The organism is Pseudomonas sp. OTU5201, assembly GCF_038440135.1.
Lineage (GTDB): Bacteria > Pseudomonadota > Gammaproteobacteria > Pseudomonadales > Pseudomonadaceae > Metapseudomonas > Metapseudomonas resinovorans.
Genome location: NZ_JASATC010000010.1, coordinates 82,299 through 99,441 on the forward strand (window position 1 = coordinate 82,299; position 17,143 = coordinate 99,441).

General features: G+C 64.5%; 15 protein-coding genes and 1 pseudogene. 9 read left to right on the top strand and 7 right to left on the bottom strand.

Features of this window, described 5'->3' with window-relative positions; translation table 11 throughout:
- Positions 1-4: 4 nt before the first annotated feature.
- Together AAHM40_RS08675 and AAHM40_RS08680 are read right to left on the bottom strand one after the other, a co-directional pair.
- Positions 5-778 (bottom strand): fumarylacetoacetate hydrolase family protein, encoded by a 774-nt coding sequence (locus AAHM40_RS08675; protein WP_342244270.1) that lies wholly within the window; start codon positions 776-778, stop codon positions 5-7.
- A 10-nt stretch (positions 779-788) separates the two neighbouring features.
- A complete protein-coding gene (locus AAHM40_RS08680) occupies positions 789-1,448 on the bottom strand; it encodes a fumarylacetoacetate hydrolase family protein (RefSeq protein WP_342244271.1) in 660 nt (219 codons plus the stop codon).
- Positions 1,449-1,613: 165 nt separating this feature from the next.
- Here AAHM40_RS08680 and hpaA point away from each other — a divergent pair, with 165 nt between their 5' ends.
- A complete protein-coding gene (gene hpaA / locus AAHM40_RS08685; protein ID WP_342244272.1) occupies positions 1,614-2,531 on the top strand; it encodes a 4-hydroxyphenylacetate catabolism regulatory protein HpaA in 918 nt (305 codons plus the stop codon).
- A 33-nt stretch (positions 2,532-2,564) separates the two neighbouring features.
- Here hpaA and AAHM40_RS08690 read toward each other — a convergent pair whose 3' ends face one another.
- The gene (locus tag AAHM40_RS08690; protein WP_342244324.1) at positions 2,565-3,743 is read right to left on the bottom strand and encodes an OprD family porin; all 1,179 of its coding nucleotides are present in this window, start codon (positions 3,741-3,743) and stop codon (positions 2,565-2,567) included.
- 450 nt (positions 3,744-4,193) lie between these two features.
- On the opposite strand from AAHM40_RS08690, the gene AAHM40_RS08695 reads away from it, so the two are divergent.
- Genes AAHM40_RS08695 through AAHM40_RS08705 form a run of 3 tightly spaced genes read left to right on the top strand, consistent with a single transcriptional unit; the run spans position 4,194 to position 7,072 of the window.
- On the top strand, positions 4,194-5,216 hold the full coding sequence (locus AAHM40_RS08695) for a TRAP transporter substrate-binding protein (protein WP_342244273.1): 1,023 nt from the start codon (positions 4,194-4,196) through the stop codon (positions 5,214-5,216).
- A gap of 6 nt (positions 5,217-5,222) precedes the next feature.
- Entirely contained in the window at positions 5,223-5,753 is a 531-nt protein-coding gene (locus tag AAHM40_RS08700; RefSeq protein ID WP_342244274.1) for a TRAP transporter small permease, read from the top strand.
- Positions 5,750-7,072, top strand: coding sequence for a TRAP transporter large permease (locus tag AAHM40_RS08705; protein WP_342244275.1), 1,323 nt, complete (start codon positions 5,750-5,752; stop codon positions 7,070-7,072). Before AAHM40_RS08700 ends, AAHM40_RS08705 begins: the two co-directional genes overlap by 4 nt.
- A 179-nt stretch (positions 7,073-7,251) precedes the next feature.
- Here AAHM40_RS08705 and AAHM40_RS08710 read toward each other — a convergent pair whose 3' ends face one another.
- On the bottom strand, positions 7,252-8,499 hold the full coding sequence (locus tag AAHM40_RS08710) for an MFS transporter (RefSeq protein ID WP_342244276.1): 1,248 nt from the start codon (positions 8,497-8,499) through the stop codon (positions 7,252-7,254).
- A 209-nt stretch (positions 8,500-8,708) separates the two neighbouring features.
- Here AAHM40_RS08710 and AAHM40_RS08715 point away from each other — a divergent pair, with 209 nt between their 5' ends.
- On the top strand, positions 8,709-8,963 hold the full coding sequence (locus AAHM40_RS08715) for a hypothetical protein (protein WP_342244277.1): 255 nt from the start codon (positions 8,709-8,711) through the stop codon (positions 8,961-8,963).
- Between the two features lie 223 nt (positions 8,964-9,186).
- Positions 9,187-9,507, top strand: a pseudogene (locus tag AAHM40_RS08720) (IS110 family transposase); the annotation flags it as partial.
- Between the two features lie 85 nt (positions 9,508-9,592).
- Here AAHM40_RS08720 and AAHM40_RS08730 read toward each other — a convergent pair.
- Complete coding sequence (locus tag AAHM40_RS08730) at positions 9,593-10,240, bottom strand: helix-turn-helix transcriptional regulator (RefSeq protein ID WP_342244278.1); 648 nt, start codon at positions 10,238-10,240, stop codon at positions 9,593-9,595.
- An 89-nt stretch (positions 10,241-10,329) separates the two neighbouring features.
- Complete coding sequence (locus AAHM40_RS08735; protein ID WP_342244279.1) at positions 10,330-11,664, bottom strand: aspartate aminotransferase family protein; 1,335 nt, start codon at positions 11,662-11,664, stop codon at positions 10,330-10,332.
- Between the two features lie 240 nt (positions 11,665-11,904).
- Here AAHM40_RS08735 and AAHM40_RS08740 point away from each other — a divergent pair, with 240 nt between their 5' ends.
- From AAHM40_RS08740 to feaR, 3 genes are all read left to right on the top strand, one after another.
- The gene (locus AAHM40_RS08740; protein ID WP_342244280.1) at positions 11,905-13,392 is read left to right on the top strand and encodes an aldehyde dehydrogenase family protein; all 1,488 of its coding nucleotides are present in this window, start codon (positions 11,905-11,907) and stop codon (positions 13,390-13,392) included.
- A 38-nt stretch (positions 13,393-13,430) separates the two neighbouring features.
- Positions 13,431-14,840, top strand: coding sequence for an APC family permease (locus AAHM40_RS08745; protein ID WP_342244281.1), 1,410 nt, complete (start codon positions 13,431-13,433; stop codon positions 14,838-14,840).
- Between the two features lie 161 nt (positions 14,841-15,001).
- A complete protein-coding gene (gene feaR, locus AAHM40_RS08750; RefSeq protein ID WP_342244282.1) occupies positions 15,002-15,952 on the top strand; it encodes a transcriptional regulator FeaR in 951 nt (316 codons plus the stop codon).
- Between the two features lie 69 nt (positions 15,953-16,021).
- Here feaR and cra read toward each other — a convergent pair whose 3' ends face one another.
- On the bottom strand, positions 16,022-17,011 hold the full coding sequence (gene cra / locus AAHM40_RS08755) for a catabolite repressor/activator (RefSeq protein WP_342244283.1): 990 nt from the start codon (positions 17,009-17,011) through the stop codon (positions 16,022-16,024).
- Positions 17,012-17,143: the final 132 nt, after the last annotated feature.

The following is a 17,143-nucleotide window of genomic DNA, read 5'->3' on the forward strand; positions in this document are numbered from 1 at the left end:
CTGCTCATGCCTCTTGTTGCTTGCTGGCGAAGAAGGTCTCTTCGCTGACGATTCGGTTGACCAGGCGGCCCACGCCTTCCACTTCCACCACCACTTCATCGCCGGGCACCACGTCGGCCAGGCCCTCCGGCGTGCCGGTGGCGATCATGTCGCCCGGCTGCAGGGTCATGAAGCTGGAGAAGTATTCGATGAGGTAGGGGATGTCGAAGATCATGTCCGCAGTGGTGCCTTCCTGCTTCAGCTCGCCGTTGACCCAGGTACGCAGCTTGAGGTTGGACGGATCGGGCACATCAGACGCGTCGACGATCCACGGGCCCACCGGAGTGGTGGCATCGCGGTTCTTCACTCGCAGGTTGGGCCGGTAGTAGTTCTCCAGGTAGTCGCGGATGGCGTAGTCGTTGCAGACGGTGTAGCCGGCGAGGTACTCGAGGGCGTCCTCTCGCTTGACGTTGCGCGCCGGCTTGCCGATCACCGCTACCAGTTCGCACTCGTAGTGCATGTAGGCAACGTTGTCCGGGCGCCAGGTAACCTGGTTGTGGCCGGTGTAGGTGCCCGGTGACTTGATGAAGGCCAGCGGTTCGGTAGGGGCCTTGAAGGACAGTTCGGCGGCGTGGTCGGCGTAGTTCAGGCCGAGGGCGAACATGCTGCCGGTGGCCGGCGGCAGCCACTGGACCTGATCCTCGGCGAGCAGGCGGCCATCGGCCAGGCGGACGGCGTTGTGCGCTTCCACGGTGACGTCATGGACTTCGCCCTGGTGGCGGATGCGTGCGTGTTTCATCTCGGGCTCCTTATTCCGCAACCACGGTGTTGGCGAGGCGGCCCAGGCCGCTGATTTCCACTTCCACGAGGTCACCGGGCTGCACGTCGACGCGGCCTTCCGGGGTGCCGGTGATCAGCACGTCACCCTCGTGCAGGGTCATGAAGTTGCTGATCTCCTCGATCAGCCGGGGAATGCTGCGCACCAGATTGGCGGTGCTGTTTTCCTGGCGCAGTTCGCCGTTGACGAAGACCTTCAAGGTCAGGGCGTGCGGGTCTTTCACCTCGGAAGCCGGCACGAACTCCGGGCCGATGGGGCAGAAGCCGTCGCGGCACTTGGCCTTCACCGCCGGGCGGTAGTAGCTCTCTTCCGGCAGGCTGAATTCGTTGACGATCACATAGCCGGCCACATGGGCCAGGGCGTCTTCGGCACGCACGCGGCTGGCGCTCCGGCCTATCACCACGCCCAGGGCCGGGCCCGGTTGCAGGCGCTCGACGCCTTGCGGGTAGACCACCGGCTGGCCATGGCCATTGCGGGTATTCGGGGTCTTGATGAACAGCACCGGTTTGACCGGCGGCTTTTGGTAGGGAGGCTGCTGGAATTCGTCCAGACGGCTCTCCAGCAGGCCCTGGTAGTTCAGCGCGACGCCAAACAGGGTGCCGGTGGCGACGTGGTCGAGTGCAGGGCGCATGGTGGTCTCCTGTGGATAAAAAGCGGGTGGGCCGTGGTAGGGGCGCCACCCGTAACGATATTTAGTTAATGTGTTAACGTTATATTTAACATGTTAATGATCGTCAAGCCTTGCGTCTTCGCCTTTCGTCATCGAAGGTGGGCAAAGCAGCGGAGAAAGGTCGCCATGTCAGAGCGCCAGCCCATTCCCAACATCAACATCGGCCAGGTCTACGACCAGCGCTACGCCGACGCCGAGGTGCATTACGAGGCCCTGGGCAAGCTGGCGGACTTCTTCGGCCGCAACATGCCCGTGCATCGCCACGACCGGTTTTTCCAGGTGCACTACGTGAAGAGCGGTGCGGTGCGGGTCTACCTGGATGAGCAGCAATACCGCCAGGAAGGACCGCTGTTCTTCCTCACACCGCCGACCATCCCGCATGCCTTCGTCACCGAGCAGGACGCCGACGGCCATGTGCTGACCGTGCGTCAGCAACTGGTGTGGCCGCTGCTGGAGGCGGAGCAGGGGCTGGCGGACGGGCCGCAGATCGCGCCGGTGTGCGTGGCCTTCGCCGAGCTGGGCGAGGAGTACCGCGAGGAAGTGCAGCGCCTGGATGTGCTCTTCGACCAGTTGCGCAGTGAGTTCGGTGCCCAGCGTCCGGGGCGTGAGGCGAGCCTGTCGGCGCTGACGCGGCTGATCTTCATTAGCCTGCTGCGTCTGTCGGCACGTTCGCTCAAGGCGCAACCGGCGCGTCACGAAGACCTGCAGGTGTTCCACCGCTTCAACGGGCTGATCGAGGCGCACTACCGCGAGCATTGGCCCCTCGTGCAGTACGCCAGCCAGATGGGGGTGACCGAGGCGCGCCTGAATGACATCTGCCGACGTATCGCCGACCTGCCATCCAAGCGCCTGATCCACGACCGGGTCATGCAGGAGGCCAAGCGTCTGCTGCTGTTCACCGGCAACTCGGCCAACGAGATTTGCTACCTGCTGGGCTTCAAGGATCCGGCCTACTTCAGCCGCTTCTTCGCCCGCAATGCCGGCATGAGCCCCGGGGAGTATCGCCAGCGCCGGGCCGGGGACAAGGAAGAGGCCTGGCGCTGATCCGTTCATGGTTTGGGTGAGGGGGCGGGCGGTCTACCAGAGCGCCAGGGTGTAGCCGAGAATGATGCGGTTCTCGTCGATGTCCTGGGTCAGGCCGTCGCCTGAGCGGAAGGTGACGTTGCGCAGGCGGATGTTGAAACCGCGCAGGCTGCCGCTCTGCACCACGTAGGCGAGGTCGGTGTCACGCTCCCATTCGCGGCCGTCACGCACCGCGCCCTGTTCCACGCCATCGCCGCTGACATAGCGGGTCATGAAGCTCAACCCCGGAATACCCAGGCTGGCGAAGTCATAGTCATAGCGCAGTTGCCAGGAGTCTTCCTCGGGCTTGGTGAAGGTGTTGTAGGTCACCAGGTTGACCACGAAGGGATCGCCACCGGTGAGGAAGGGGAAGGCGCTATCGCCGGACAGGCGCTGCCAGGCGGCGGAGAAGCGCTGGGCGCCGGTGGTCAGGCTGAGCATGCCGTTGAAGTTGCGGTTGTCGACGCGCCCGGCCTTGCCCGCGCCCGTATCGCGGCTGTCGAAGTATCGCAGGTCGCTGCGCAGGCTGAGGCCCTCGCCCAGGGGCAGTGTGTGCACCAGGCCGGCGAAGTGCTGTCGGTAGATGTCTTCCAGCTCCGAGGTGTAGGCCGTCAGCGCGAGGTTGGGCGTCAGCGCATAGGTGCCGCCCACGAAGTCGAAGTGATCGCTGGTCTGGCCGGCGTAGCCGATGTCATCGCGGCTGGAGGAGTCCCGCAGGTTGGTTTCGGTCAGGCGTCCGGCATTAAGGGTCAGGCCATTCAGTTCCTGGCTGGTGAGCAAGCCGCCGGTAAAGGTCGAAGGCAGCAGGCGGGTGTCGTTGTACATCGCCACCGGCAGGGTCGGCTGCAGGGTACCCAGGCGCAGCACGCTCTTCGAGGCGCGCAGCTTGGCGGTCAGGCCCAGTTCGCTGTAGTCATCCACAGGCTCCTTGCTGGAGGGGCCGAAAGGCAGCAGGCCGGTGCCACGGCGGTCGCGACTGGAGTCGAGCTTCACCCCCAACTCGCCCAAGGCATCCAGGCCGACGCCGATGCTCCCCTCGGTGAAGCCGGACTCGAAGCGGGCGATGAAGCCCTGGCCCCATTCCGCAGCCTTGGACTGGGGCGCCCCTTCCTGGCGGAAGTCGCGGTTGAGGTAGACGTTGCGCAGCTCGAGGCTGGCCTTGCTGTCGCCGGCCAGGTCGGCGACGGCTGGCATGCTGCAGGCGAGGGCCAGCAGGGTGAGGACGGTTGCTTCACGAGTGCGTTGCAGGTGGGGCCTGATCATTGTTCTTGTCTCCAGAGGCCATTGCGATGGTGCCGACACCAGACTGGGTCGAGTGTCGGCGACGCAGATTTCTAGCACCTGATTAACATCTTAACAATTGGTATTTTTGTGTTTCTCTGCCAGGGCTCCGGCGAAAGAGCTTTTTCGTGAGTGATGTGTACTGTTATTAAATTATTGATTAATAGACTTTTTTGCTCTTTTTGTGGAATGAGTATGACGGGCATGGCTTCTGGCAAAGAGTTGTCTGTGGTTGACAGCGTCATTTTAAAAGTTAATGTGTTAACGAGATCTTGAGTCTGCTGACGAGATCGACGCTGCCGATGCTGCATTGCGGGCTTGGCAGGCACACACGCGAGTACAAGAACAACGAGGCTCACCCCCATGAATATGTCCAAGCTTGCCGTCCTGCTGGCTGCTGCCTGCGTTTCCTCCGCTGCCTTGGCAGAACCGGTCTACACCCTCAAGGTCGCGCACTTCCTGCCCGCCAATTCCAATGCCCAGCGCAACATCATCGAACCCTGGTGCCAGCAGCTCGCCAGCGAATCCGCCGGCCGCCTGAAATGCCAGCTCTATCCCTCGATGCAGTTGGGGGGCACCCCGGCCAAGCTGGCCGACATGGCGCGCAATGGCGTGGCCGACATCGTCTGGACGGCGCCGGCCTACTCGGCGGGCAAGTTCCCGCGCATCGAGGCCATGGAACTGCCCTTCATGCTCCCGGCAGGAGCCAAGGCGAGCAATCCGATCATCTGGCAGTACTACGAGCAGTACGCCACGGACGACTTCAAGGGCTACAAGGTGCTGTCCATCCACGGCGATGGCGGCATGGACATCCACACCCGTGGCAAGGCTGTGGCCAGCCTCGATGACCTGAAGAATCTCAAGCTGCGTGCTTCCAGCCGCACCGCTGCGAAATTGGTCGAAGCCCTTGGCGCGACCCCGGTGAGCATGCCGCCGGCGCAGATGACCGAGTCCATCTCCAAGGGCGTGGTCGACGGTGCTCTCGCCTCCTGGGAGGTGGTGCCGCCGACCAAGCTGGACGAGGTCACCGACCACCACTCCTCCATTCCAGCCGGCCAGCCCGCGTTCTCCTACACCGTGCTCGCCATGCTGATGAATGAGCGCAAGTTCAACAGCCTGCCCGAGGACCTGCGCGCCATCATCGAGCGCAACAGTGGCCCGACCTTGAACGAGCGCTTCGCCACGGCCTGGGACAGCTTCCTCGACAAGGCCCGCAATGCAACGCCGGCCGCGCAGATGGTGGCCATCGACGAGTCCGCCTACGCGGCCATGCGCCAGGCTGCCGCCCCAGTGGCCGAGGCTTGGGCGAGTGAGGCCAGCGACAAGGGGCTGGATGGCAAGGCCTTGCTGGAAGGCGCCCGCAGCCTGTCGACCCAGGCCCGGTGACCTGCGATGAACGAGTCCCTTTCCTATGACGCCGCGCCCGAAACGGGGCGTGGCACGGCGGGCCGCCTGTTGTACCGCGTGACCCAGGGATTCGCCCTGGGTGGCGGGTTGATCCTGCTGGCGCTCGTGGCCATGTCCCTGCTGTCGGTTATCGGCCGCAAGTTGTTCGCTACACCGGTCCATGGCGATATCGAACTGATGGAGATTGGCGCGGCCGTGGCCATCGCCGCCTTCCTGCCGCTTTGTGAGCTGCGTGGCCAGCACATCAAGGTGGATGCCTTCACCCTCAAGCTGCCGGCGCGGGCCCAGGCCTGGCTGGATGCCTTCGCACATACCCTCTGCGTGATCGCCGCCCTGGTGCTGGCCTGGCGCACCGGCCTGCAGGTGCTGGAGAGCCGAGAGTACGGCGAAGTTTCGACCCTGCTCTCGGTCCCCCTGTGGATACCCCTGCTGCTGATCGTGCCGAGCCTGCTGTTGCTGGCCGTCGCCGCCGCTGCCCGAACCCTCCATTGCCTTGCCCAGGAGCCACACGCATGAGCGGACTCAGTCTTGGCCTGCTGGCGCTGGCCGCCACTTTCACGCTGCTGGTGCTGCGCGTGCACATCGGCCTGACCATGCTGGTCGGCGGCACTCTGTGCTTCCTCGCGGTAAACGACGGGGACTTCTCAGCGCTGTTGTTCAGTCTCAACAACCTGGCCTGGTCGCGTTTGTCCAACTACGACCTGGCGGTGATCCCGCTGTTCGTGCTGATGGGCCAGTTCGCCACCCACGGCGGCCTGTCCAAGGCCATCTTCCGTTGCGCTGCAGCCTTCGTCGGCCACCTGCGCGGAGGTCTCGGCATGTCCGCCATCGGCGCCTGCGCCGGTTTCGGCGCCATCTGCGGCTCCTCGCTGGCCACCTCGGCCACCATGAGCCAAGTGGCGTTGCCGGAGCTGCGCCGGCACAACTATTCCGGTCGCCTGGCCACCGCTACCGTGGCGGCCGGAGGTACGCTGGGCATCCTGATCCCGCCGTCGGTGCCGCTGATCATCTATGCGGTACTGACCCAGGAATCCATCGCCAAGCTGTTCGTCGCGGCGGTGATTCCCGGCCTGTTGGCGGCGCTGGGTTACATCATCGTGGTGCGTCTGATGGTCGCCCGCGAACCGGAGGGTCACCAGCACAGCGAGCCGGCCAGCGCGGCCGAGCGGATCAAGGCGTTGCTGCAGGTAGTGCCGGTTCTCGGCGTGTTCCTCGTGGTGATCGTCGGCATCTACGGCGGCTGGACCAACCCCACCGAAGCCGCCTCTATTGGTGCGGCAGCGTGTGGCTTGCTGGCGCTGACCCAGGGCGGCCTGCGCTGGGAAGGTCTGCAACGCTGTCTGCTGGGCACGGCCGAAACCTCGGGGATGATCTTCCTGGTGCTGCTCGGTGCCGACCTGCTCAATGCCGGCCTCGCCCTGACGCAGATGCCTACCGAACTGGCCGAGTGGGTCAAAGCCAGTGGCCTGGCGCCGATCCTGGTGCTCAGCGCCATCCTGCTGCTCTACCTGCTGCTGGGCTGCGTGATGGACTCCCTGGCGATGATCCTGCTGACCATCCCGATCTTCTACCCGGTGATCATGGGGCTGGAGTTCTTCGGCATGACCGAGGTGGAGAAGTCTATCTGGTTCGGCATCCTCGCCCTGATGGTGGTGGAAATCGGCCTGATCCACCCGCCGCTGGGGATGAACCTGTTCATCGTCAACAAGGTGGCGCGCGACGTGCCCTACCTGGAAACCGCGAAGGGCGTGCTGCCGTTCCTGGCTTCCGATCTGTTGCGCATCGTCCTGCTGGTGGCCTTCCCCGGCATCTGCCTCTGGCTGCTCAGCCTCTGATCCCGATGCGCGCTGACCGGTAGGTTGGCGTAGAGCGAAGCGAAACCCAACGGGCGGAGCCAGGGTCTGGCCCCGCCGGTTGGGTCGATGAAGCGCGACCCACCCTTGGCTGCGCGTTGGCGGTGTTCTGTCATGGAATCGCAGGACGGCGTCGCCATCCTACAGATGCAGGATAGGGCTCAGCCGTCGTCCCTCGGTTCGCTGGCGATGTCCCGACCTAGCTGGCGCTGTCGGGGCAACAGCCAGGCGCAATAGCCCAGCAGCAAGACGCCGGCGCAGGCCATAGCGATAGGCGCACCCGCGTGCTCGGCGAGTACGCCCACCAGCAGTCCGCCGATGGCGTCGAAACCGAAGCGCGTCGAGGTGTAGAGCGATACCACGCGACCGCGCAGGCGTTCCGGTGCAAGGCTCTGCAGAAGAATGTTGGTGCCGACATTGCAGTTGGTGATGGCGAAGCCGAGCAGGGTCACGGCCAGCAGTGAAACAACCAGTTGTTCGCTGGCGGCAAAGGCCAGCAAGCCTGCGCCGCCCGCCAGAGCACACGCCATGATGCTGTTGACCAGGCTTGGCAGCGCGTGGCGATTGGCGAGGAACAGCGTGCCCAGCAACGAGCCCAGGCCAGCGGCGCCCCAAAGCCAGCCCAGGGTGCGCGCGTCGCCAACGAAAATGTCCTTTGCGAACACCGGTAGCAGCACGGCGTAGCTGGACGCGGTGAGATTGACCACCAGCACGCTGAGCATCATCAGGCGGATGGTCGGTCGGCCGGCGACATAGGCAAAGCCTTCACGGAAGACATCCCCAGTGGAGCCGGCGGCGCGTGGCGTGGGGGCCATGCGGATCACCAGCAGACCTGCCGCCAGGCCCAGGTAGGACAAGGCATTGAGCGCAAAACAGGCCGCCTCGCTGGTGACGCCCAGCAGCAGGCCGGCCAGCGGCGGTCCGACGAAGCGCGAGCTGTTGAACAGCATGGCGTTGAGTGCCAAGGCGTTGGGCAAGTCCTCCTTGCCGCTGACGAATTGGCTCAAAAGGGACTGGCGCAACGGCGTGTCGAAGGCGTTGAGGATGCCCAGCAGCGCCGCCATGGTGATGATCAGCGTGGGGCTGATCAGGTCAGTGGCCGTGAGCAATGCGAGGGCGATGGCCTGCAAGCCGAGCAGCCCCTGCACGCCGATCAGCAGGCGGCGTTTGTCGTGGCGGTCGATCCAGGCGCCGGCTAGCGGACCCACTAGCAATTGCGGCAGTAGAGAGGCAAAGGTTGTGACGCCCAGCAACGCGGCTGAACCGGTGAGGCGATAGATCAACCAGGCCAGCGCCACCTGCTGCAGCCAACTGCCCAGGGTGGAAATGGCCTGGCCGGCGAAATACAGGCGGAAATTACGGTGGCGCAGGGCGCGGATAGCGGCGGGCCAGGGGCTAGGATCAGGCATTCGAGTGGGCACGGAAAGCGAAGAAGGATGAAAGTTAATATATTAACTTGATTCGGATATCCCTGTGCCTGCTCGTTGATCTTAAAGGGATCGATTCAACATCAACGACGTTGATGTTCTCTATCTGGAGTGATCACTTCTTAATCAACGCCCCATCCGTAAGATTGGCTCCGTACCCAGTTTCCAGCCCCCTCGAGGAGCCCACGATCATGAAAACCCAAGCCTTCGCCGCCCTGTTCATCGCCGTCCTGAGCACCTCCGCCTTGGCCCTGCCGTCTGACTCCCATCCGGTGCTGGGTGAGTCCCGGGAAGCCACCACTATCCAGGTCATCGAGCCGGTGGCTGCTGAAGGTGGCTTCATGGTGCTGGACCGGGTCGCTGAAGGTGGCTCCGACCGTACCGGTGCCAACCGCATCGCTGAAGGTGGTTCGGATCGTCTGCTGCAGGCTCAACGCGTCAGCTGATTCCAACGCGCTGCAACCCCTCGAAGCCCGGCGGAAGCCGGGCTTTATGTTTATGGCCGCACAGCCGCTGACAGGTGCCTGTGCCAGTAGACCGCAATGGGATGGACTCGCCCTCGCCGAGGCGTCGAGCGCGCCACGGTGGCACCCTACGATAACCACCGACAGCGAGGGCAAGGCCATGCAAAAGCGTACGACGAAACCGCAAGCTGCACACCCGGCAGATATCGCACTGTGCACGACCGTCGCTGTCGATCTGGCCAAGCAGGTGTTTCAGATCGCCGGCGAAGATGGGTGCGGGAAGCTGGTGTACGAAAAGCGTATCCAGTCGCGCGAGGCCTTCTCGACGTTTCTGGGCCTGCTCGCCAAGGGCGCGACGGTCCTGCTGGAGACCGGGCCAGGCGCACAAGCCTGGGCAAGACAGGTGCAGGCCCTGGGTTGTCAGGTGCGTTTGTTACCCGCACAGCGCGTCGCCGAACACCGCAGTGGAGCCAAGAATGATCGCAACGATGCGCAGGCGATCTTGCGCGCCGGACGCGATAGCGCCAATTGCGCGCCTTCGGCGGCGAGACGCCGCGCGCAGGCGGCACCTACGCCACTGCCGGCGCCGGTGATGGGGACGGTGCGGCCCTTCACAGCGGGTACTCCGTGCGGCTGCGTGCACCGCTCTTGCGGAACAGGTGGATAAGGTGGGTTTTCACCGTGGCCAGGCCCAGGTCGAGCTGGCGGGCGAGGTCCTTGTTGGACAGGCCTCCGCGCAGCAGCAGGGCGATTTCCTGTTCTCGCGGGGTCATGCCCTCCAGAGGGGCACGATCCGGCGTGGGATAGGCCGGGATCTGGCGCACGGCGAGGTCCAGCAGACTGCGTAGGCCGTCGAGACGCTGCAGATCCGCAGCATCGAAAGGCGCGAGCTCGCCCGTGCGCAGCAGTGAGATGCCCACCACCGGGCGCTGCTGGTCATGGGCGATCACTTCCACCACGTCACGAATGCCGTGGCGGGCGAGAAAGCCCTGGTAGATGCGCCGGGATGCATCTGCCTGGCGCGCCATGGCGTCGCGCAGTGGCACCACCGGTCGGCGCTCGTCGAGGCAGAGCGCGGGTTGCAGTGGGTCGAAATCGCGGTAATGGTCGAGGTAGTCGCGGTGGGTGCGGGCGTCCATGCGCAACAGCTGGAAGTCGCGGGCGCGAAGCTGCGGATCGACCCGGTAGAAGGCGAAGCAGGAAGCCGGGACCATCCGGCTGACGGCGTGCAGGCAGTGCAGGCCGAAGTCATCGTGCATGGCGCATCCTCCTGAACGGAAGAGCGCGGCATGGCCGCGCTCTTGAATGGGCCCGGCGCCCTGAGGTATCGCCGACGCGCAGCTGATCCTTACCGGGCTTCCTGGAAACCGATCGCCAGTGCATTGACGATGGTGTCGATCTGCTCCTTCTCGATCACCAGCGGCGGCGAGAGGATGATCTTGGTGCCCACCGGACGCACCATCACGCCGTTGGCGCGGGCGATCTCGGCCACGCGGTTGGCGTAGCCACCCATGGGGTCGATGGGCTCGCGGCTGGCCTTGTCGCTCACCAGGTCCAACGCGACCATCAGGCCCTTGCCACGCACTTCGCCCACGGCGGCGAAGCGCTCAGGGAAGGAGGCCAGGCTCTTGAGCAGGTAGTCGCCCTGTTTCGCGGCGTTGGCTGGCAGGTTTTCCTTCTGCACGATGTCGAGGTTGGCCAGTGCGGCGGCGCAGGCCACCGGGTGCCCGGAATAGGTGTAGCCATGCATGATGGCGCCGGTGAAGTTGCCATTGCCGGCGAAGGCCTGCTCGATGCGCTCGTTGACCACGGTGGCACCCAGCGGGATGTAGCCGGAGGAGATGCCTTTGGCCAGGCACATGATGTCCGGCTTCACGCCCCACAGGCGGCTGCCGAACATGGAGCCGGAGCGGCCGAAGCCGGTGACGATTTCGTCGGCGATCAGCAGCACGCCGTATTTGTCGCAGACCTTGCGGATCAGCGGCCAGTAGTTCTCCGGCGGCACGATCACGCCGCCAGCGCCCTGGATTGGTTCGGCAATGAAAGCGGCCACGGTGTCCGGGCTCTGGAACTGGATCTCTCGCTCCAGCAGGTCAGCACAGATCTGCCCGAGTTCTTCCGGGTTCTGGCTGTAGGGGTTGCGGTAGAGCCAGGGCGTGTCGACGTGGAAGCAGCCTGGCAGCAGCGGCTCGTAGTTGCGGCGGAACACGGTGTTGCCGTTGACCGACGCCCCGCCGAAGTGGGTGCCGTGGTAGCCCTGGCGCAGGGAAATGAACTTGGTGCGGTCGGCCTGCCCTTGCAGCTTCCAGTACTGGCGAGCCAGCTTCAGGGCGGTTTCCACGGCATCCGAGCCACCGGAACTGAACGCCACGCGGCGCATACCCTCCGGTTCCAGCATGTCGATCACCAAGCGTGACAGCTCTTCGGCGCGCGGGTGGCTGATGCCGTCGAATAGCTGGAAGTATTCCAGTTCATCCAACTGGGCTGTAATGGCCGCTTTGATCTCCGCCCGGCCGTGGCCGACGTTGACGTTCCACAGGCCTGCCACGCCATCCACCAGGCGATTGCCCTCGTCATCGATGACGAAGCAGCCCTCGCCGCGGAGGATACGGATGGGTTCGCGCTGCTTCATCTCGTTGGGGTGCAGCATGGGGTGCCAGAAGGCGCTGTCGCGGGTACTCATGTGAACTCTCCTCTAGGGCAGCGGTGCAAGCTGCGTGGCTGCATTTGTGCCTCAAACCGTCGACGAATACTTGCATCTGCCTGCCACGGGGTTTGCCTTTTTCTGCCAGAGCGGCTGGCAGCCATTGGCAAGTCCGGCGGCAGCCAGGGTCAAGATCGCGCTCAGGGCTTGGCGCACAGTTCCTCTCGACTATCCGAGTGACCCGGTCGCCATGGCGGCCGAGCGAGAAGAGGAATCGAGATGAGCATTGCCCTTGACCCCCGCGTGGAAGCCTTTGTCCGGGCCAGCCACGGCCTGTTGATCGACGGCCAGTCACGACCTGCGCTGTCCGGTGCCGAAATGCCGGTGCATAACCCTGCCACGGGCGAAGAACTGGCGCGGGTGGCAGTGGCCGGCAAGGACGATGTGGATCTGGCTGTGGCCGCGGCGCGGCGTGCCTTCGAAGGCAGCTGGGCGGCCCAGCGCCCGGCCGACCGCGAACGCCTGCTGCTGAAGCTGGCCGACCTGCTGGAGGCCCATGGCGAAGAGCTGGCGCAGCTGGAAACCCTGAACAACGGCAAGTCGATCAACCTGTCGCGGGCCATCGAGGTTGGCGCTGGCGTCGAGTACGTGCGCTACATGGCCGGCTGGGCCACCAAGATCGAAGGCAAGAGCCTGGACCTGTCCACCGGTGCCATTCCCGGCGGCAAATTCCGCGCCTACACGGTGCCCGAGCCGGTCGGCGTGGTCGGTGCCATCGTGCCGTGGAACTTCCCGCTGTTGATGGCCCTGTGGAAGGTCGTCCCGGCGCTGGCTTGCGGCTGCACCGTGGTACTCAAACCCGCTGACGAGACCCCGCTGACCGCCCTGCGACTCGGCCAACTGTGCCTGGACGCCGGCATCCCCGCCGGTGTGGTGAACATCGTCACCGGCGTCGGCGCTGAAGCCGGTGCTGCGCTGGCGGCGCATCCGGGCATCGACAAGTTAGCCTTCACCGGCTCGACCCCGGTGGGCAAGCTGATCGCCCACTCCGCGGTGGAAAACATGACCCGCTTCACCCTGGAACTGGGGGGCAAGTCGCCGGTGATCGTGCTCGACGACACTGCTCTGGACAACGCTGCCGCAGGTGCCGCTGGGGCAATCTTCTTCAACAACGGCCAGGTCTGCACCGCCGGCTCGCGCCTCTATGTGCAGCGCAAGTCGTTCGACCAGGTGTTGGAGCGCCTGCACGGCATCGCCACTACCCTCAGCATCGGCGCGGGCCTGGACCCGAGCGCACAGATCAACCCGCTGATCTCCGCCAAGCAGCAGTGCCGCGTGCTGGGCATGATCGACAGCGGCCGCGCCCAGGGCGCCAGCGTCCTCTGCGGCGGCGAGGCCCACGGCGAGCAAGGCTTCTTCGTCAAGCCGACGGTGATTGCCAACGTGCGTCCGGACATGCAGGTGGTGCGCGAGGAAATCTTTGGCCCGGTGCTGGTGGCCACGCCCTTCGACGAGATCGACGAAGTGGTGCGCCTGGCCAACGACAGCCCCTACGGCCTGGCCGCGAGCATCTGGTCCAACGACCTGAAACAGGTGATGGGACTGATCCCCCGGCTCAAGGCCGGCACCGTGTGGGTCAACGCCCACAACCTGCTGGACCCCTCCATGCCCTTCGGCGGCTTCAAACAGTCCGGCATCGGCCGCGAGATGGGCCATGCGGCGATCGAAGCCTTCACCGAGAACAAATCCGTGTGCATCGCCTACTGAGCGACGCTCCCCCGCATCCACCCGTGAGGAACACAAGAATGAACAAGACCTCCACCAATGACCTGGACGTGACGGCACCGGCTGCAACCGCTGCGTCCGCCCGGCAGGCGAAGAAAGCCCTGGGCTTCACCACCATGATCGCCATCTGCATCGGCGTCGTGGTGGTTCAGGGCGCGATGATGTCGGCGTTGCAGGGCCTGGGCTTTGGCGGCCTTGGCTTCATCGCCGCCTTCGCCGTGGCCTTCATCCTGGCGCAGTGCTACGTGCAGAGCTTTGCCGAGCTGTCGCTGATGTTTCCCCAGGCGGGGACCCTGGCGACCTACACGCAGAAGGCCATCGGTCACTTCCCTGCCATTGTCGCGGTGTTCGCCGGCTATGTGATCGTGGCGATGTTCGGGCTTTCCGCCGAGCTGCTGCTGGTGGATTCGATCCTCGACAAGCTGTTCCCCGGCGTCTTCCCGGTCACCCTGGTGCCGCTGGGCATCCTGGTCGTGCTCACGGCGCTGAACATCCTCGGCACTGATGTGTTCGCCAAGCTGCAGAACGTCTTCACCTTCGCCATGGTGGCGGCGCTGTTGCTGGTGGGCCTGAGCGCGGTGGGCGGGCTGGCCGAAGCACCGGCGGCAGGCTTCGTACCTGACGTGAACTGGGGCTGGGATGGCATTCTCGATGGCAGCTTCATCGGCCTGGTGGCCCTTGCCATGTGGCTGCTGGTGGGCGCTGAGTTCATCTGCCCGCTGATTGGCGAGGTACGCCAGCCGGAGCGCAACATCCCACGCTCGATGACGCTGTCGCTGACCATCACCTTCACCCTGTTCGTGATTTTCTGCGTCGGCGCCAGCCGCTACCTGTCGGTGGAAACCCTGACGACCTCGCCGTTGCCTTACCTGGACTACGTGTTCGCGGTGTTCGGCAAGGGCGCGGTGATCATTGCCACGGTCATGGCGCTGACCGCCACCTGTTCGACCGTCAACACGGTGCTGGCGGCGGTGCCGCGCATGCTCTGCGGCATGGCCGAGAACGGCCAGGCCTTCCCGCAGATGAAAGTGTTGCACAAGCGATTTGGCACGCCGTGGATGGCCATCGTCTTCGTGGCGATCATCATCGCCCTGCCGTTCCTGCTGATGGGGCCGGACTCCATCATCACGCTGCTGATCGCGGCGTCCACCAGTTGGCTGCTGGCCTACATCATCGCCCACGTCAATGTGATGGTGCTGCGTCGACGCCAGCCGGACCTGCCGCGCCCCTACAAGTCAGCCTTCTACCCGCTGCCGCAGATCGTCGGCATCCTCGGCATGGGCTACATCGCGCTGAACAATTCCCCGTCGCCGGAGATGACTCAGACGGTGTACCTGCTGACTGGTGCGGTATTGGGGCTGGTGGGCCTGATTGCCTTGGCGTGGGTCAAGCTGGTGATGAAACGCAAACTTTTCGAACCGGATATCTGAGGTATGCCAAGGGGGATTCAAGGGCCGCAATGCGGCCCTTTTTCATACCTGCTCGTGGGTAAGCGAGTCAGCGGCGATGATGGCTTGCTGGTACATTATTAACATGTTAATTATGTGGCCATAACGACAAGGCCGTCTTCAGCCCGCCCCGGAGGTGTCCGATGGTTACCCCAGCTGTCCGCTCCCATGATTTCGATTCCTGGCTCCGTGCCCTGCAAGGTGTTTGCGGGCGGTTCGAGTCGCGGCCGGCGCTAAGCCAAGGCCTGTTCATCGGCGAGATCGCCCGCCAGGATCTCTCCGGCCTGGAAGTGGCGCAGATCCGCACCAATGCCGGGATGATCAGCCGCCAGCGCACCTCCATCGATCATGACGACGACCGCCACTGTTTCCTGGTCGTCCAGCGCAGCGGCCGCGCCCAGTTGCGCCAGAACGGCGAAAGCGTCGAACTGGCACCCGGCGAAATGGCCCTGATGGATTCGGCGCGCGCTTGCGAGATCCTGCCCCATGGGCTGATCGAGCACGCTTCTTTCCATTTGTCCCGCGAGGATGTCTGCCGCCATATGCCGGAGGGCCGGCCGACCTTCGGCAAACTCTCCCAGCACTGCGCCAGCGGCCGTGTGCTGCGCACCCTGGTGGAGCAGATCTGCGGCGGGGAACTGGACCATTGCGCCGGCCTGGAGGAGGGCGATGCCCTGCAGGAAGCGCTGATCGCCCTGCTGGCGCCGACCCTCAAGCAGCAAGCCGGACAAACCACCTGCGAGCTGGACAGCTCCCACAATGCCGGCCTGCGCAGCCTGGCCCAGCAATTGATCGACCAGTCCCTGTCGGAACCCGGCCTGACGCCGCTGGCCCTGGCCAAGCAACTGAATATCTCGGTGCGCCAGCTTTATCGGCTATTCGAGGACCAGGGCGACAGCGTCTGCCGCTTCATCCAGCGTTCGCGCCTGAAGCGCAGCGCCGCCGACCTCGCCAATCCACGCCTGCGCAATGACTCGATCACGGATATCGCCTTCCGCTGGGGCTTTACCGATTCCGCGCATTTCAGCCGCACCTTCAAGAAGCACTTCGAGCAGTCACCGAGGGAATATCGCGCAAACGCGTTCATCGGTTGAGGGCGCGTTTGTAGGAGCGGGCTTGCCCGCGAAGCTCTTCTGGCGCCGTTTTCGCGAGCAAGCTCGCTCCTACAGGGCGATCCTCTGTTTCAACTTCCGCGCCACGCCGCGTACCCCCGGCTCGTAGACGTCCCGCTCCACCGCCGCCAACGCCAGCCCCAGCACCTGTTCGGCAATCAACTCATGCTGCTGGTACATGGAATTCACCGGCAGCGGCAGGAAGTCCAGCAATTGGGTATCGCCGAAGGTGCCCACGCGCAGTCGCTCGGGCCAGGCGCCGTGTTCGCGCAGGGCGTCCAGCACGCCAGCCAGCAGCACGTAGGCAGTGGTGATCAATACATCCGGCAACTCGCCCTGTTGAAGCAGGTCGGCCATCAGGCGCTGGCCGCATTCACGGCTGAAGTCTTCGCCCTGAAGTTCCAGTACTTCGTACCTGTTCCCCTTCAGCGCGTCATGGAAGCCCGCGCTGCGCTCAGCGCTGATGGGCAGGTCTGGCCGGGCGCCGAGCAGGGCGATACGGCGGGGCGCCGGTTGCAGCAGGCTGCGGGTGAGTTGCTGGCAGGCCAGGCGGTCGTCGCTGACCACCGAGCAGAATTGCCGGGGGTCGCGTACCCGGTCCACGGCGATCACCGGCAGGCCCTCATCCAGCAGTTGCCCAAGACTGTCGTCTTCCTTCGGCAGGCAACTGGCGACGATCAGGGCGTCGCAGCGCCGCGCACGGAACAGCTTGAGCAGTTGCCGCTCGCTGTCCGGTTCGTCGTCGGAGCTGGCGATCAGCAACTGATAACCCCTTGCCCGTGCGCCTTGTTCCAGCAGCTTGGCCAGGCGGGCGTAGCTGGGGTTTTCCAGGTCCGGAAGGATGAAACCGAGCGTCCGCGTTTGCCGGCTGCGTAGCCCCGCAGCCTGGGGGTTGGGCTTGAAACCATGCTCGTCCACCACCGCCTGCACGCGCTCCACGGTCGCCGGGCTGATGCGCTTCTGCTCGGCCTTGCCGTTGATCACGTAACTGGCCGTGGTCACCGAGACACCGGCCAGGCGGGCGATATCACTGAGTTTCAAGTTGGCGACTCCTGTTATGCGGATGTGTTTCATCGGACGGGCTTCAAGAATCGAAGATTATCGAGTAACGTGCCAGCTCAGTTTAGTGAAACGATTCAGCAGGCGCTCTGTCTACTCTTTAGCCAACCAATG

Coding starts and splice junctions, on each gene's coding strand:
- AAHM40_RS08675 (WP_342244270.1), bottom strand. CDS start 778: ATGAAACACGCACGCATCCGCCACCAGGGCGAAGTCCATGACGTCACC.
- AAHM40_RS08680 (WP_342244271.1), bottom strand. CDS start 1,448: ATGCGCCCTGCACTCGACCACGTCGCCACCGGCACCCTGTTTGGCGTC.
- hpaA (WP_342244272.1), top strand. CDS start 1,614: ATGTCAGAGCGCCAGCCCATTCCCAACATCAACATCGGCCAGGTCTAC.
- AAHM40_RS08690 (WP_342244324.1), bottom strand. CDS start 3,743: ATGCCAGCCGTCGCCGACCTGGCCGGCGACAGCAAGGCCAGCCTCGAG.
- AAHM40_RS08695 (WP_342244273.1), top strand. CDS start 4,194: ATGAATATGTCCAAGCTTGCCGTCCTGCTGGCTGCTGCCTGCGTTTCC.
- AAHM40_RS08700 (WP_342244274.1), top strand. CDS start 5,223: ATGAACGAGTCCCTTTCCTATGACGCCGCGCCCGAAACGGGGCGTGGC.
- AAHM40_RS08705 (WP_342244275.1), top strand. CDS start 5,750: ATGAGCGGACTCAGTCTTGGCCTGCTGGCGCTGGCCGCCACTTTCACG.
- AAHM40_RS08710 (WP_342244276.1), bottom strand. CDS start 8,499: ATGCCTGATCCTAGCCCCTGGCCCGCCGCTATCCGCGCCCTGCGCCAC.
- AAHM40_RS08715 (WP_342244277.1), top strand. CDS start 8,709: ATGAAAACCCAAGCCTTCGCCGCCCTGTTCATCGCCGTCCTGAGCACC.
- AAHM40_RS08730 (WP_342244278.1), bottom strand. CDS start 10,240: ATGCACGATGACTTCGGCCTGCACTGCCTGCACGCCGTCAGCCGGATG.
- AAHM40_RS08735 (WP_342244279.1), bottom strand. CDS start 11,664: ATGAGTACCCGCGACAGCGCCTTCTGGCACCCCATGCTGCACCCCAAC.
- AAHM40_RS08740 (WP_342244280.1), top strand. CDS start 11,905: ATGAGCATTGCCCTTGACCCCCGCGTGGAAGCCTTTGTCCGGGCCAGC.
- AAHM40_RS08745 (WP_342244281.1), top strand. CDS start 13,431: ATGAACAAGACCTCCACCAATGACCTGGACGTGACGGCACCGGCTGCA.
- feaR (WP_342244282.1), top strand. CDS start 15,002: ATGGTTACCCCAGCTGTCCGCTCCCATGATTTCGATTCCTGGCTCCGT.